The organism is Serratia sp. BW106 (assembly GCF_002607755.1).
Lineage (GTDB): Bacteria > Pseudomonadota > Gammaproteobacteria > Enterobacterales > Enterobacteriaceae > Serratia > Serratia proteamaculans.
This window is the reverse complement of sequence record NZ_MCGS01000030.1, coordinates 43,317-58,049: the sequence shown is the minus strand read 5'-3', so window position 1 is coordinate 58,049 and position 14,733 is coordinate 43,317. Positions and strand designations below refer to the sequence as shown.

The window sequence follows — 14,733 nt, the reverse complement described above, 5'->3', positions numbered from 1 at the left end:
ATGACTGCGCCCTGAAACATTACTCGTCGCTAACGCGGATCACCAGTTTGCCGAAGTTCTTGCCTTGCAGCAGGCCGATGAACGCCTGTGGTGCATTTTCCAGCCCGTCGACCAGATCTTCGCGGAATTTGATTTTTCCCTGACCAACCCATTCGCCCATCTGCTGCAGGAATTCGCCAAAACCTTCTGCATAGTCGTCGAAAATAATAAAGCCTTGCATGCGGATGCGCTTGCGCAAGATCAGCCCCTGCAGCATCGGCAGGCGATCCGGGCCGGCAGGCAAGTCGGTGGCGTTGTAATGGGCGATAATGCCGCACACCGGAATACGAGCCTGGGTATTAAGCAGTGGGATCACCGCATCAAACACGGCACCACCGACGTTTTCATAATAAATGTCGATGCCCTGCGGACAGGCGGCGGCCAGCTGTTCGGCAAAGTCAGGCGCCCGGTGATCAACGCAGGCATCGAAGCCCAGCTCTTCTACCACATAGCGGCATTTCTCTTTACCGCCGGCCACGCCGACCACGCGGCAACCTTTCAGTTTGGCGACCTGTCCGACGACGGAACCGACGGCACCGCTGGCGGCCGCCACCACCAGGGTTTCACCGGGTTTCGGCTGACCGATATCCAGCAGGCCCATATAAGCGGTGAAGCCCGGCATGCCCAAGACGCCGAGCAGGCGGGAAGGGTGTTTTTGATCCGGGCCTAGGTTACGTAAGCCGCTGCCGTCAGACAGCGCGTAATCCTGCCAGCCGTCGTAACCCAACACCCAGTCACCGGGTTTGAAGTCAGGATGCTGCGATGTGACAACCCGGGATACCGTGCCGCCAACCATCACTTCACCGATCTCTACCGGTGGGGCATAAGAAGGAGCATCGCTCATTCGGCCGCGCATGTAAGGATCAAGTGACAGATAAACGGTGCGTAACAGCAGCTGGCCGGCAGTGGGTTGCGGTATCGTCGTTGTTTCCAGACGGAAATTGTCTGCGGTAGGTTCACCGTGCGGACGTGAGGCTAACAGAAAACGGCGGTTTTGTTGCGTAGACTGGGACATCGTAGACTCCTTAAGCGGACACGGGCCCTAAGTCTAGACAATCCTTGGCAAGGGGAAATGGCCTAATGTGCTCAGCCTCAAAGAGGAATGATCAGCACGTCGATATGGCTGGTATTGATAAAGCGCGCTGCAGAGCAGGAAACCTTGTTCATCATGCTGTCACTGTGATTACCACAGATCACCAAATCAAAGGTTTGCTGATGGCTGGCATAGTTAAGGCTGTCACCCAACTCGCCGTGGACGATCAACGTATCGGCTATCGGGTAATCGGCCCGCAGGCGTAACTCTTCCATAAACAGCAACGTTTCCTCTTCCATCAACGCGCGCAGATCGCCCAACATCGGCCCGGCGAAGTTATTGTACATTTCTGGATTGGCAATCATGCTCAGCAGGGTGATTTTGCCGTTGTAAGGGCGCACGATGGAGACGGCTTTTTCAACCAGGCGGTGACTGTCTGCCGCCACGGCGACGGTAACCAAAACGTTTTGATATCCCATCTTCCACTCCTGTTTCCTGTTCTTGGAGGAAAGGGTAGAGCCTGGCGAAACTAATAAATGTGTTTTGCATCACGCGCGTCAATAAATCACAGACTATTGCCGTTATTTAGCAATAAAAGATAAATGGGTACGCGCGTGTAATAAAAAATTATAGCACCTGTGCCCACAGCGTTTTCGGCACTTTGCCCAAATCGAACAATTTACCGGCAACCAGTTCGGCGCGGCGGTGATCGGCGGCTCGGTACATATTGCTGATTTCAATATCATTATCAATGGAATAGTTGAGCTTGTCGTACACTTTTTCCACGCTGTCCAAACTGGTGCATTTACGGAATGTCATCAGGTAATCCAGGGTATCAGTCATGATTAAAATATAGCCTGTTAAGAGTTGTCGCCGGACGAAGAAACATCACCCTGTCATCATGACAGCAGCAAAAGTGTGATGTGTGACCTGAAAAATTAATTTCAAATAAATAAATTTCGATACGGTAATAAATGGCTGTGCGCAAGTTGATCCTGCGTCGAGAATAATAATATGGCCGTGCGTTGTCGGCAATGCCAACCTGCTGATTGGCACCCAAAATAGGGAAAGTCTCAGGTTTGGAAAGTCCAGGTGATCAGATCGGCAGGGTATTGCTTGCGATGAGCGCACATGCAACATGCACTGCCGCGTGATTCTCGAGAGCGGAACACCCGCTGGTGTTTTTTTAACCAATTAGTGCGAATCGGCGATGAAATGTACCTGCTCGTCCTCAAGATGTGCGAGCAGGCGGTAACTTGAAATCCATCGGGTATAGATGAAACCAAGGTATAAAATAAAACGAAACTACGTTTTAATTTATAAGCGTGACGGGAAATGGCACCGAGGTTTATTGGCCAATAAACATTATATGAGATTTAAATGATTTTTCGTCGGGCGATAAAAAATTATTAAAGTTTTAATTAATACTGCCGATAAATCGTTTTGGGATAATTCGCTCAAGAAAAATCCGAAACCAAGTGCTTCATTCTCCTTATCGTGAAACATATGGTTACGACTACTGTCTTGTTCACAACTTAAGCGAGACTTTGTTAACCGAAAGCGATCATTAGCTGAAAAATAAAACAACCTATCACTCGAGTTTTAAGTCAAATCCGAAACCCCATAACCTTATAGTTTACATGCGTTACTTTTCAATGCGGATAGTTTATGGGCTATTAAACGGTTATTTATACTGTCTTTATCGGCTACGAACAGATTTTTGTTCTGTTATTTTAGTTTGGTAATGCTTTTGTTCGAATTGATCTAAAAAAGATATTTTTTTGGCTTATATACATTGTTTTTAAGACGTTTTTTTACTTATGGCTATTTTTTGCCCTAAAACCAGATTGAAAAACAGACGGTAAAGCGGATATTTGGCTTAAATATTTTTTATTTTTGTGATCTAGATCACATTGTATTTAAAATTGCCTCTTACTTACATTGTGTGTGCTAATGGTTCGGGGGTAGAGTTGCGCTGCATTAGGAATAATCTTATTAATTTTGTAAAAATAGTTTCACGGTGATTAAACACTGCTGGAGCAAAATGCTGTACATCCATACACGTTGGTTTACGCACGTATCAAATACTGAATGACGGTCCGAATTTAGTGATGTTGAAAAATTTATAACGGTCGTTATTTAGGGCTTCATTTGCCAACTTAGGGAACAAACCCAGGTCACGGGCGATAAAAATTATCACCCAGCGTATGTTTTTAAACATAGTCTGTCGGGATGGGGAATATGGGTACGTCTGAATTACTTAAGCATATTTATGACATCAATTTGTCATATTTACTTTTAGCACAGCGTCTGATTAATGATGAAAAAGCATCGGCAATGTTCCGTCTGGGTATCGACGAGACCATGGCTGATGCACTTGCTCAACTCACGTTACCGCAAATGGTCAAACTGGCTGAGACCAACCAATTGGTCTGTCAATTCCGTTTTAACGATCACCATACGATTGAACGCCTGACAAAAGAGTCGCGCGTGGACGATCTGCAGCAAATCCATACCGGCATTTTGCTATCAAGCCACTTACTGCAAGAGCTGTCGGCTAAAGACGGTAGTGCGACGAAGAAAAGAGCTTGATGATGGCAGAGAAAAGTATTGTTCAGGAAGCCAAGGACATTCAGCTGGCCATGGAGCTGATCACGTTGGGCGCCCGTTTGCAGATGCTGGAAAGTGAAACTCAGCTCAGCCGTGGGCGGTTGATTAAGTTGTATAAGGAGTTGCGCGGCAGTCCGCCACCCAAAGGGATGTTACCGTTCTCGACCGACTGGTTTATGACCTGGGAACAGAACATCCATTCATCGATGTTTTATAACGCCTATAGCTTCCTGATGAAGAGTGGGCACTGTACGGGCGTTGAAGCGGTGATTAAAGCTTATCGCCTGTATCTGGAGCAGTGTCCGCACGCGCCGGGCGAGCCACCGTTGCTGGCTTTAACCCGGGCCTGGACGCTGGTGCGTTTCGTCGATAGCGGTATGCTGCAGCTTTCTGCCTGCAACTGCTGCGGCGGTACTTTTATCACCCATGCGCACCAGCCGTTGAACAGTTTTGTTTGCAGTTTATGCCAACCCCCATCCCGCGCAGTAAAAAGACGTAAACTTTCGCCGCAACTGGCCGATATTATTCCTCAACTGCTGGACGAGCAGGTTAAACGCGCGATTTGAGCCGGCGGCAGCGCCGGTTTATCCAGACCTAAACCGATTTGTGAAACGCAGGGTTCGGCATGCCGAACCCATCGGCGCAGCCCAGCCTGCTGCGTCGGTGCGTCTCAAGCGCGCGCTTAGCCCACCTTCCATCCACATTGTTAATTTAAGGAATGCGTGTGTTAGTTATTTTGGGTTATCTCGTGGTATTGGGTGCGGTCTTTGGGGGCTACCTGATTGTGGGGGGCCATCTGGGCGCGCTTTATCAGCCGGCAGAATTTTTGATTATCGGCGGCGCGGGTATCGGCGCTTTTATCGTGGGCAACAACGGTAAGGCGATAAAATCCACCCTGCGCGCCATTCCCAAGCTGATGCGCCGTTCAAAATACAGCAAAGATTTATACATGGATCTGATGGCGCTGCTGTATCGGCTGCTGGCCAAGTCCCGCCAGCAGGGCATGCTGTCTCTCGAGTTCGATATTGATAATCCGCAGGAAAGTGAAATTTTCTCTAATTATCCGCGCATTCTTGCCGATAACACCCTCGTAGAGTTTATTACCGATTACTTACGGCTGATGGTGAGCGGCAACATGAATGCGTTTGAGATCGAAGCGTTGATGGACGAAGAGATCGAAACCTTTGAACAGGAAAGCGAGGTGCCGGCAGGCAGCCTGGCGATGGTCGGTGATTCGTTGCCGGCCTTCGGTATTGTTGCGGCGGTGATGGGGGTGGTGCATGCGCTGGCCTCGGCCGATCGCCCGGCGGCCGAGCTGGGGGCGTTGATCGCCAACGCGATGGTCGGTACCTTCCTCGGCATTTTGCTGGCCTACGGTTTTATCTCGCCGTTGGCGACCCTGTTGCGGCAGAAAAGCGCCGAAAACGTCAAAATGATGCAGTGCATCAAGGTCACTTTACTGTCCAGTCTGAACGGCTATGCGCCGCAGATTGCGGTCGAATTCGGCCGTAAAACGCTGTACACCACCGAGCGTCCGTCCTTCGTCGAGCTGGAAGAACATGTGCGTCGGGTGAAAGCGCCGGCACAGCAGGCGACGGAAGAAGAACAGGCATGAAGCAGAATCATCCGGTTATTCTGGTCAGAAAACGCAAGTCGCATCAGGCCAGCCACCACGGCGGCTCCTGGAAGATTGCCTATGCCGACTTTATGACGGCGATGATGGCATTCTTCCTGGTGATGTGGCTGCTGGCGATCGCCAGTCCGCAGGAACTGACGCAAATCGCCGAATACTTCCGTACGCCGCTGAAAGTGGCGCTGACGAACGGCGACAAAAGCAGTTCGGAAAGCAGCCCTATCCCCGGCGGTGGGGATGATCCTACCCAGCAGGACGGACTGATGAAAAGGCAGATCGATACGCTGGAAAAGCGTGACGAGGAGCTGCGGTTGAACAAATTGCGGGAAAAACTGGATGAGCTGATTGAGTCCGATCCGCGTCTGAAAGCGCTGCGCCCGCATCTGCTGATCAACATGATGGATGAAGGTTTACGCATCCAGATCATCGACAGTCAAAACCGCCCGATGTTTAAAACCGGCAGTGCGCAGGTTGAAAGCTATATGCGAGATATCCTGCGGGCAATCGCTCCGATCCTCAATGACCTGCCGAATAAAATCAGCCTGTCTGGCCATACCGACGATATTCCTTACGCCAGCGGCGAGCGCGGTTACAGCAACTGGGAGCTTTCGGCCGATCGTGCCAATGCTTCACGGCGCGAACTGATCGCCGGTGGTCTGTCGGAAGGAAAAGTGCTGCGGGTGGTGGGCATGGCCGCCACCATGAGTCTGAAACAGCACGGTGCCGACGATGCCATCAACCGTCGCATCACCGTACTGGTGCTGAACAAACAAACCCAGCAGGGCATTGAACACGAAAATGGCGAAAGCAACGCGATGGATGTCGCCCGGCCGGTCGATCTGAAGTCGCTGGCTCCGTCGGCGACGGCCCCGGCCACCCTCATTGCACCGGAGCAGCCGGTGGCTGTCCCTACACCGATTAACAGCGACTCACAGCAGAGGTGATCCCGTGAGCATGGATATTAGTGCGTTTTATCAGACCTTTTTTGATGAAGCAGACGAGTTGCTGGCCGACATGGAGCAACACCTGCTGGAGCTGGATCCGTTGGCTCCGGACATTGAGCCGCTGAACGCCATTTTTCGCGCAGCGCACTCAATCAAGGGCGGTGCGGCCACCTTTGGCTTTTCGGTGCTGCAGGAAACCACCCACCTGCTGGAGAACTTGCTGGACGGTGCACGGCGTCAGGAAATGAGCCTCAGCACCGAGATTATCAACCTGTTTCTGGAAACCAAAGACATTATGCAGGAGCAACTGGACGCCTATAAAACGTCGCAAAAGCCTGACGCCGACAGCTTTGAATACATCTGTCAGGCGCTGCGCCAGCTTGCGTTGGACGCACAGCAGCAGGATGCCTCTGTAGCGCATCCGGTCACGGAACATGCCGCCGCCACGCCTGCGGCGATTGAAGGTGGGATGCGGGTTTGCCTGTGTGGCCTGAAGCCGAACGAAGTGCCGCTGATGCTGGAAGAGCTGGGGAATCTGGGCGAGGTGAAAAACCCGCATCAGACCGAAAGCAGCCTGGAAGTGACGCTGCTGACCTCCGCCAGCGAAGATGACATCAGCGCAGTGCTCTGTTTTGTGCTGGAGCCGGAGCAAATCAGTTTCACCACGCCGCCGCAGGTCGAGACGCCAGTTGTGCCCCCTGAGCCGGCAATGCCGGTTGCTGTAGCACTGCCGGTCGCCAAACCCGCCCCTGTGGTGACCGAAGCGCCGAAGCCGCGGGCCAAGGCCAGTGAATCCACCAGCATCCGCGTAGCGGTAGAGAAAGTGGACCAACTGATCAACCTGGTCGGCGAACTGGTGATCACCCAGTCGATGCTGGCGCAGCGTTCGGGCGACCTGGATCCGGTCAATCACGGTGACCTGCTGAACAGCATGAGTCAGTTGGAGCGCAACGCGCGCGATCTGCAAGAGTCGGTGATGTCGATCCGCATGATGCCGATGGAGTACGTGTTCAGCCGCTTCCCGCGGTTGGTGCGCGATCTGGCCGGCAAGCTGAATAAACAAGTAGAGCTGCAGTTGCAGGGCAGTTCTACCGAACTGGACAAGAGCCTGATCGAACGCATTATCGATCCCTTGACCCACCTGGTGCGCAACAGCCTGGACCACGGCATTGAAGATCCCGACACGCGCATCGCCGCCGGTAAGTCGGCGGTGGGTAATCTGATCCTGTCGGCGGAGCATCAGGGTGGCAATATCTGTATCGAGGTGACCGACGACGGTGCCGGCCTGAACCGTGAGAAGATTCTCGCCAAGGCGGCCTCGCAGGGGCTGCCAGTCAGTGACAGCATGAGCGATGAAGACGTCGGTATGCTGATCTTTGCCCCGGGTTTTTCCACCGCCGAGCAGGTGACCGACGTATCCGGTCGCGGTGTTGGCATGGACGTGGTGAAGCGCAATATTCAGGAGATGGGAGGGCATGTAGAAATCCACTCTCAGGCTGGCAAGGGCACCGCGATCCGCATCCTGCTGCCGTTGACGCTGGCGATCCTCGATGGCATGTCGGTCAAGGTAAACGACGAAGTGTTTATTCTGCCGCTCAACGCCGTGATGGAATCCCTGCAGCCACAGGCCGAAGACCTGCATCCGTTAGCCGGTGGCGAGCGGGTGTTGCAGGTGCGTGGCGAATATCTGCCGCTGGTGGAGCTGTTCCGGGTGTTTGAGGTTGCAGGTGCCAAAACCGACGCCACCCAGGGCATTGTGGTGATCCTGCAAAGCGCCGGTCGTCGCTATGCGTTGCTGGTGGATCAACTGATCGGCCAGCATCAGGTGGTGGTGAAGAATCTGGAAAGCAACTATCGCAAAGTGCCGGGCATTTCCGCGGCCACTATTCTCGGTGACGGCAGCGTGGCGCTGATTGTCGATGTCTCGGCGCTGCAAACGCTGAACCGTGAACAGCGTCAGACCGACGCAGCCGCATAACAATTAATCTATTGATTTGAAGGGTGAATGACATGGCAGGACTGGCAACCGTCAGCAAACTGGCTGGCGAAACGGTAGGGCAAGAATTCCTGATTTTTACCTTGGGCAATGAGGAATATGGCATTGATATCCTCAAGGTGCAGGAGATCCGCGGCTACGATCAGGTTACGCGCATCGCCAATACTCCGGCCTTTATCAAGGGCGTCACCAACCTGCGCGGCGTGATTGTGCCGATTATCGACCTGCGGGTGAAATTCGCTCAGCAGGACGTATCCTACGATGAAAATACCGTGGTGATCGTGCTGAACTTTGGCCAACGGGTGGTGGGTATCGTGGTTGACGGCGTGTCCGACGTGCTGTCGCTGACCACCGAGCAGATCCGTCCGGCACCGGAATTTGCCGTGACGCTGGCGACCGAATACCTGACCGGCCTGGGCTCGCTGGGCGATCGCATGCTGATCCTGGTTGATATCGAAAAATTGCTGAGCAGTGAAGAGATGTCGCTGGTCGACAGTGTGGCCAAAAGCGCCTGATCCGCTACCCGTAGGGGCGCTGCATGCCGCGCCCTGATCTGGAAACCGGACAAACCCAAACCCTACATAAAAATAGTTACCTCCCCGCATAAAGTTCTTCCCAACCGCGCCGATAACTCTGTCAATCAACGTAATCAGGGCCTGTCCGCGCGGGCGTTTAACAAGGGAAAACATGTTTAATCGTATGAAGGTGGTCACCAGCCTGTTACTGGTGCTGGTGTTATTTGGCGCCTTGCAGTTGGTATCAGGCGGGCTGTTCTTCTCCTCACTGAAGAATGACAAAGAAAACTTCACCGTATTGCAGACCATTCGCCAGCAACAATCCGAGCTGAACGAAAGCTGGGTCAACCTGCTGCAGGCCCGCAACACGCTCAACCGTGCCGGTATTCGTCACATGATGGACACCAATAACATTGGCAGCGGTGCCACTGTGGCCGAGCTGCTGGCGCGAGCCAAAAGCAACCTGGTGGTGGCAGAACAACACTACGCCGCCTATGACAAAATCCCTCTCAATGCCCGCCAGGACGCGCAGTCAGCCGAAAAGCTCAAGCAGCAATACGGCATCCTGCACGGCGCTTTAACCGAACTGACCGTATTGCTGGGTGAGGGCAAGATCAACGCCTTCTTTGACCAGCCGACGCAAAGCTATCAGGACGCGTTCGAAGATATCTACAACACCTACCTGGCGCAAAACGACAAGCTTTATCAGAGCGCAGTAGAAGACAGCAACAACTCCTTCAACTTCGCACTCTGGACGCTGGCGGTAGTGTTACTGGTGGTTCTGGCGGTGATCATGTTGGTGTGGAGCGGCATTCACCACATCCTGGTGCGTCCGCTGAACCGCATGATCGAACACATCAAAATGATTGCCGCCGGCGATCTGACCCAGCAGATTGCAGTGAACAGCCGCAATGAAATGGGCGTATTGGCCGCCAGCCTCAAACATATGCAGAACGAACTGATCGACACCGTCAGTGGGGTCCGTCAGGGCGCCGACGCGATCTATAGCGGTGCCTCCGAAATTGCCGCCGGCAATAACGACCTCTCTTCTCGTACCGAACAGCAGGCCGCCTCACTGGAGGAAACCGCTGCCAGCATGGAGCAGTTGACCGCCACGGTGAAACAGAACGCCGAAAATGCCCGCCAGGCCAGCCAGTTGGCGTTGAGCGCCTCCGAAACCGCGCAGAAAGGCGGCAAGGTGGTGGCCAATGTGGTGCAAACCATGCATGACATTGCCGGTAGTTCACAGAAAATTGCCGACATTACCGGCGTGATCGACGGTATTGCTTTCCAGACCAACATCCTGGCATTGAACGCCGCGGTAGAAGCGGCACGCGCCGGTGAACAGGGCCGTGGTTTTGCGGTGGTGGCCGGTGAAGTACGTAATCTGGCCCAGCGCAGTGCGCAGGCGGCGAAGGAAATCAAAGGGTTGATCGAAGATTCCGTCAACCGCGTTGATATGGGCTCGGTACTGGTGGAAAGCGCCGGGGAAACCATGGGCGATATCGTCAATGCGGTTACCCGTGTCACCGACATCATGGGGGAAATTGCCTCGGCGTCCGACGAACAGAGCCGTGGCATCGATCAGGTTGGTCAGGCGGTAGCAGAAATGGACCGCGTCACCCAGCAGAACGCCTCACTGGTGGAAGAGTCTGCTTCTGCAGCGGCGGCGCTGGAAGAGCAGGCCAGCATGCTGACCCAGTCGGTGGCGGTATTCCGTTTAAAAGCGGCAGGCCAGGATGAATTCAAAATGCCCGCCAGCAGCAAGGCAACAGTAACACCGGTACTCAATCATAAAAAAATGAACGCCAGCGATCCGCAGGATAACTGGGAAACGTTCTAACCGGCATTAGGCCTCCTTCCTGTTCGGGGGGAGGCCGATTCCCCGTCGTGAGCTGGCCATCGGCCGGCTGCAAGGAGGTTCACAGTGTTTAACCGAATCCGCGTCTCTACCAGTCTGTTTCTGTTGTTGATGACTTTTTGTGTTATGCAGTTGGCCACCAGCGGCTTGTCGTACACCGCTTTCCGCTCCGATCACCACAATCTGAATTTGATCACCCTCGGCAGCCAGCAGCGCGATGCCCTCAGCCTGAGCTGGGTATCGCTGCTACAGGCGCGTAATACGCTCAATCGCGCCGGTACCCGTGCGGCGCTCAAACTGCCGCAGGATCAGGTCAATGCGCTGATGGGCAATGCGCGCAGTTCACTGCAAAAAGCCGATCTCTATTTCAACCAGTTCCTGGCGGTACCGCGTAACAGTGAACAGGAACAACAGCTGACCGCAACTACCAAGGCCAGCTATGACCGGCTGCGCAATACCCTGCGTGAGCTGATTGGCTTCCTGGAGAATGATAATCTGCAGGCGTTTATGGACCAGCCGACGCAGAAAACCCAGGACCTGTTTGAAGCCGATTTTGTCCAGTATCTGCAACTGGTGAGCGCTAACGTCAGCGACGCCAATACGGCGAATCAGCGCTCATTCACCCTGTCGGGCTGGCTGGTAGCCGGTGCGATACTGATGCTGATCGTGGTCACCGGCAGCGCCACCTGGTGGCTGCGTAACATGTTGGTACGGCCGCTGAATATCATGCGCAGTCATTTTGACCGCATTGCCGCCGGCGATCTGGCCACGCCGATCCAGGTGTATGGCCGTAATGAAATCAGCCTATTGTTCGCCAGCCTGCAAGGCATGCAGCAATCGCTGATCGGCACCGTGGGTGCCGTGCGCGATGGGGCGGAATCGATCCTGATCGGCCTGCAGGAAATATCCGAAGGCAACAACGATCTCTCTTCCCGTACCGAGCAGCAGGCGGCCTCGCTGGAAGAAACGGCTGCCAGCATGGAGCAGTTGACCGCCACGGTGAAACAGAATGCCGATAATGCGCGCCAGGCTTCACAACTGGCACGAGACGCCTCGACCACCGCGGCCAAGGGCGGCGAGCTGGCGGGTGACGTGGTGACTACCATGCACGATATTGCCAATAGTTCGCAGAAGATTGGTGCCATTACCAGCGTGATCGACGGTATTGCCTTCCAGACCAATATCCTGGCGTTGAACGCGGCGGTTGAAGCGGCGCGTGCCGGCGAGCAGGGCCGAGGTTTTGCGGTGGTGGCCGGCGAAGTGCGCAACCTGGCGCAACGCAGCGCGCAGGCGGCGAAAGAAATCAAAGGGTTGATCGACGAGTCGGTCAGTCGCGTCAAGCAAGGTTCGGTGCTGGTGGAAAACTCCGGTGCCACCATGCAGGACATCGTGCGTTCGGTCACCCGGGTAACCGACATCATGGGCGAAATCGCCTCGGCGTCGGATGAACAGAGCCGCGGCATCGAACAGGTGACGCAGGCCGTGACCCAGATGGATCAGGTCACCCAACAGAACGCCGCACTGGTGGAGGAAGCCGCCTCGGCGGCCACCGCACTGGAGGAACAGGCGATCACCCTGGCCGATGCGGTGTCGGTATTCCGCCTGGCGGACGATAACTTCACCGCACCGACTCACCCTCAAGACGCAGTTTCACCCGTGGTAAAGGAAGCCCCAGATTGTCAAACCGCATAAGCAGCCCGTTTTTTCTGAGTGACATGGTATGAAGCCGGCACCGTCGACCCCAAACCGAGACCCTGCGACATTGCTGACGCAGATGGTGCAACGCCTGCCGTTGCTGGACGTGCATTTTCGTCGTATCAGCCAACTGATTTACCAGCGCGCCGGCATCGTGCTGGCGGAGCACAAGCGCGAGATGGTTTACAACCGTCTGGTACGACGCCTGCGGTTGCTGGGCCTGAACGACTTTGGCGATTATCTGGCGCTGTTGGAAAGCGATCCGAACAGCGCCGAATGGCAGGCGTTTATTAACGCATTGACCACCAACCTGACGGCCTTTTTCCGCGAGGCGCATCACTTTCCGATCCTGGCGGAGCATGCTCGCTCACGACCAAACGGCTATTGCGTGTGGAGCACGGCGGCCTCGACCGGGGAAGAACCTTACTCGATCGCTATCACCCTGAGTGAAGTGTTGGGGCAACGCGCCACCGGCTGTCAGGTGTGGGCCAGCGACATCGATACCCAGGTGCTGGAAAAAGCCGAGGCGGGGGTGTATCGCCAGGAAGATCTGCGCACCCTGACGCCGACGCAGATGCAACGCTATTTCCTGCGCGGCACCGGGCCGCATCAGGGGTTGGTGCGGGTGCGACCGGAACTGGCGGGGCGGGTGAATTTTCAGTCGCTTAACCTGCTGGCACCGGAATGGGCGCTGCCGGGGCAATTTGACGCCATTTTCTGCCGCAACGTGATGATCTACTTCGATAAGGCGACACAGGAGCGCATCCTGCGGCGCTTCGTGCCCTTGCTTAAACCGGGGGGGCTGATGTTTGCCGGTCACTCCGAGAACTTCAGCCAGATCAGCCGGGATTTCTACTTGCGTGGGCAGACCGTGTATGGCCTGACCAAGGAGAGGTAATGAATAAAATCAGAGTATTGTGCGTCGACGATTCGGCCCTGATGCGCCAGTTGATGACCGAAATTGTCAACAGCCATCCTGATATGGAGATGGTGGCGAGCGCACCGGATCCGCTGGTGGCACGCGATCTGATCAAAAAGTTTAACCCGCAGGTGCTAACGCTGGATGTCGAAATGCCACGTATGGACGGCCTCGACTTCCTGGAAAAACTGATGCGTCTGCGGCCAATGCCGGTGGTGATGGTGTCGTCGCTGACCGGTAAGGGTTCGGAAATTACGCTGCGTGCACTGGAGCTGGGAGCGGTGGATTTTGTCACCAAACCGCAGTTGGGCATTCGCGAAGGCATGCTGGCTTACAGCGAGCTGATTGCCGAGAAAATCCGTACGGCGGCCAAGGCGCGGTTACCCCAACGCTCCAACAGCCCGGCTCCGGCGATCCTCAGCCATACGCCGCTGCTGAGCAGTGAAAAGCTGATTGCCATCGGGGCCTCTACCGGCGGTACCGAAGCGATCCGTCAGGTACTGCAACCGTTGCCGGCCACCAGCCCGGCGCTGTTGATTACCCAGCATATGCCCCCGGGCTTTACCCGTTCGTTTGCCGAACGGCTGAACAAGCTGTGCCAAATCACGGTGAAAGAGGCCGAAGACGGCGAACGCGTGCTGCCGGGTCATGCCTATATCGCACCGGGCGATCGTCACCTGGAACTGTCACGCAGCGGGGCTAACTATCAGGTGAAGCTGCATGACGGCCCACCGGTCAACCGCCATCGGCCGTCGGTGGACGTGCTGTTTCGCTCGGTCGCGCAGTACGCCGGGCGTAATGCGGTGGGGGTGATCCTGACCGGCATGGGCAATGACGGTGCTGCGGGCATGCTGGAAATGCACCGCGCCGGTGCCTATACCCTGGCGCAAAACGAAGCCAGCTGTGTGGTGTTCGGTATGCCGCGTGAGGCGATCGCCACCGGTGGCGTCAATGAAGTGGTGGAGCTGGAACGCATGAGCCAACGGATGCTGGCGCAAATTGCCGGTGGCCAGGCATTACGTATTTGATTTTATGTTGCCGCCGACGGCGGCAGTTGTTTTGCATCTTTAACGGTTAAACCTTGGGAGTAAAAATGGCAGACAAGAGCCTTAAGTTTCTGGTGGTGGATGATTTTTCCACCATGCGTCGTATCGTCAGAAACTTGCTGAAAGAGTTGGGATTCAACAACGTAGAAGAAGCCGAAGACGGCGCGGATGCGTTGAACAAACTTCGTGCCGGTGACTTCGACTTCGTGGTTTCCGACTGGAACATGCCGAACATGGATGGCCTGGAGCTGTTGCAGACTATCCGTGCCGACGGCGCGCTGGCGACCATGCCGGTACTGATGGTGACGGCGGAAGCCAAGAAAGAAAACATTATCGCGGCGGCGCAGGCCGGTGCCAGCGGTTACGTGGTGAAACCTTTTACGGCGGCAACGCTGGAAGAAAAGCTCAATAAGATCTTTGAAAAACTGGGCATGTAAGGAGA

General features: G+C 54.9%; 14 protein-coding genes. 11 read left to right on the top strand and 3 right to left on the bottom strand.

Annotated elements, in window-relative coordinates; genetic code table 11:
* Window positions 1–19 precede the first annotated feature (19 nt).
* The 3 genes from BEI65_RS19170 to ydgT form a co-directional block, all read right to left on the bottom strand.
* Window positions 20–1,054: an NADP-dependent oxidoreductase gene (locus tag BEI65_RS19170; protein ID WP_099064663.1), complete on the bottom strand. Its 1,035-nt coding sequence runs from the start codon at window positions 1,052–1,054 to the stop codon at window positions 20–22.
* Window positions 1,055–1,131: 77 nt separating this feature from the next.
* Window positions 1,132–1,551 carry a universal stress protein UspC gene (gene uspC / locus BEI65_RS19165; protein ID WP_099064662.1) on the bottom strand — a complete coding sequence of 140 codons (420 nt, stop codon included), beginning with the start codon at window positions 1,549–1,551 and terminating at the stop codon, window positions 1,132–1,134.
* 148 nt (window positions 1,552–1,699) lie between these two features.
* The gene (ydgT, locus tag BEI65_RS19160) at window positions 1,700–1,915 is read right to left on the bottom strand and encodes a transcription modulator YdgT (RefSeq protein ID WP_012145712.1); all 216 of its coding nucleotides are present in this window, start codon (window positions 1,913–1,915) and stop codon (window positions 1,700–1,702) included.
* 1,398 nt (window positions 1,916–3,313) lie between these two features.
* On the opposite strand from ydgT, the gene flhD reads away from it, so the two are divergent.
* The 11 genes from flhD (at window position 3,314) to cheY (ending at window position 14,728) form a co-directional block, all read left to right on the top strand.
* A complete protein-coding gene (flhD, locus tag BEI65_RS19150) occupies window positions 3,314–3,664 on the top strand; it encodes a flagellar transcriptional regulator FlhD (protein WP_017893242.1) in 351 nt (116 codons plus the stop codon).
* Window positions 3,664–4,248, top strand: a complete 585-nt coding sequence (flhC, locus tag BEI65_RS19145; protein WP_157765463.1) for a flagellar transcriptional regulator FlhC — start codon at window positions 3,664–3,666, stop codon at window positions 4,246–4,248. The genes flhD and flhC overlap by 1 nt, the downstream gene beginning before the upstream one ends.
* Window positions 4,249–4,406: 158 nt before the next feature.
* Entirely contained in the window at window positions 4,407–5,297 is an 891-nt protein-coding gene (gene motA, locus BEI65_RS19140) for a flagellar motor stator protein MotA (protein ID WP_037418923.1), read from the top strand.
* Window positions 5,294–6,259: a flagellar motor protein MotB gene (motB, locus tag BEI65_RS19135; RefSeq protein WP_099064661.1), complete on the top strand. Its 966-nt coding sequence runs from the start codon at window positions 5,294–5,296 to the stop codon at window positions 6,257–6,259. Before motA ends, motB begins: the two co-directional genes overlap by 4 nt.
* 4 nt (window positions 6,260–6,263) lie before the next feature.
* Window positions 6,264–8,237 (top strand): chemotaxis protein CheA, encoded by a 1,974-nt coding sequence (gene cheA, locus BEI65_RS19130; protein ID WP_099064660.1) that lies wholly within the window; start codon window positions 6,264–6,266, stop codon window positions 8,235–8,237.
* Window positions 8,238–8,269: 32 nt separating this feature from the next.
* Window positions 8,270–8,770, top strand: a complete 501-nt coding sequence (gene cheW, locus BEI65_RS19125; protein ID WP_012145706.1) for a chemotaxis protein CheW — start codon at window positions 8,270–8,272, stop codon at window positions 8,768–8,770.
* A 172-nt stretch (window positions 8,771–8,942) separates the two neighbouring features.
* A complete protein-coding gene (locus BEI65_RS19120) occupies window positions 8,943–10,613 on the top strand; it encodes a methyl-accepting chemotaxis protein (protein WP_099064659.1) in 1,671 nt (556 codons plus the stop codon).
* 84 nt (window positions 10,614–10,697) lie between these two features.
* The gene (locus tag BEI65_RS19115; protein ID WP_099064658.1) at window positions 10,698–12,323 is read left to right on the top strand and encodes a methyl-accepting chemotaxis protein; all 1,626 of its coding nucleotides are present in this window, start codon (window positions 10,698–10,700) and stop codon (window positions 12,321–12,323) included.
* Between the two features lie 28 nt (window positions 12,324–12,351).
* Complete coding sequence (cheR, locus tag BEI65_RS19110) at window positions 12,352–13,224, top strand: protein-glutamate O-methyltransferase CheR (protein ID WP_026142427.1); 873 nt, start codon at window positions 12,352–12,354, stop codon at window positions 13,222–13,224.
* Window positions 13,224–14,273 carry a chemotaxis response regulator protein-glutamate methylesterase gene (locus BEI65_RS19105; protein ID WP_099064657.1) on the top strand — a complete coding sequence of 350 codons (1,050 nt, stop codon included), beginning with the start codon at window positions 13,224–13,226 and terminating at the stop codon, window positions 14,271–14,273. Before cheR ends, BEI65_RS19105 begins: the two co-directional genes overlap by 1 nt.
* Window positions 14,274–14,338: 65 nt before the next feature.
* On the top strand, window positions 14,339–14,728 hold the full coding sequence (gene cheY, locus BEI65_RS19100) for a chemotaxis response regulator CheY (RefSeq protein ID WP_099064656.1): 390 nt from the start codon (window positions 14,339–14,341) through the stop codon (window positions 14,726–14,728).
* Window positions 14,729–14,733: the final 5 nt, after the last annotated feature.

Excerpts from the sequence above, each read along its gene's own strand:
- cheR (WP_026142427.1), top strand. The coding sequence starts at position 12,352 with ATGAAGCCGGCACCGTCGACCCCAAACCGAGACCCTGCGACATTGCTG.
- uspC (WP_099064662.1), bottom strand. The coding sequence starts at position 1,551 with ATGGGATATCAAAACGTTTTGGTTACCGTCGCCGTGGCGGCAGACAGT.
- BEI65_RS19105 (WP_099064657.1), top strand. The coding sequence starts at position 13,224 with ATGAATAAAATCAGAGTATTGTGCGTCGACGATTCGGCCCTGATGCGC.
- ydgT (WP_012145712.1), bottom strand. The coding sequence starts at position 1,915 with ATGACTGATACCCTGGATTACCTGATGACATTCCGTAAATGCACCAGT.
- flhD (WP_017893242.1), top strand. The coding sequence starts at position 3,314 with ATGGGTACGTCTGAATTACTTAAGCATATTTATGACATCAATTTGTCA.
- motB (WP_099064661.1), top strand. The coding sequence starts at position 5,294 with ATGAAGCAGAATCATCCGGTTATTCTGGTCAGAAAACGCAAGTCGCAT.
- cheW (WP_012145706.1), top strand. The coding sequence starts at position 8,270 with ATGGCAGGACTGGCAACCGTCAGCAAACTGGCTGGCGAAACGGTAGGG.
- cheY (WP_099064656.1), top strand. The coding sequence starts at position 14,339 with ATGGCAGACAAGAGCCTTAAGTTTCTGGTGGTGGATGATTTTTCCACC.
- BEI65_RS19170 (WP_099064663.1), bottom strand. The coding sequence starts at position 1,054 with ATGTCCCAGTCTACGCAACAAAACCGCCGTTTTCTGTTAGCCTCACGT.
- flhC (WP_157765463.1), top strand. The coding sequence starts at position 3,664 with ATGATGGCAGAGAAAAGTATTGTTCAGGAAGCCAAGGACATTCAGCTG.
- BEI65_RS19120 (WP_099064659.1), top strand. The coding sequence starts at position 8,943 with ATGTTTAATCGTATGAAGGTGGTCACCAGCCTGTTACTGGTGCTGGTG.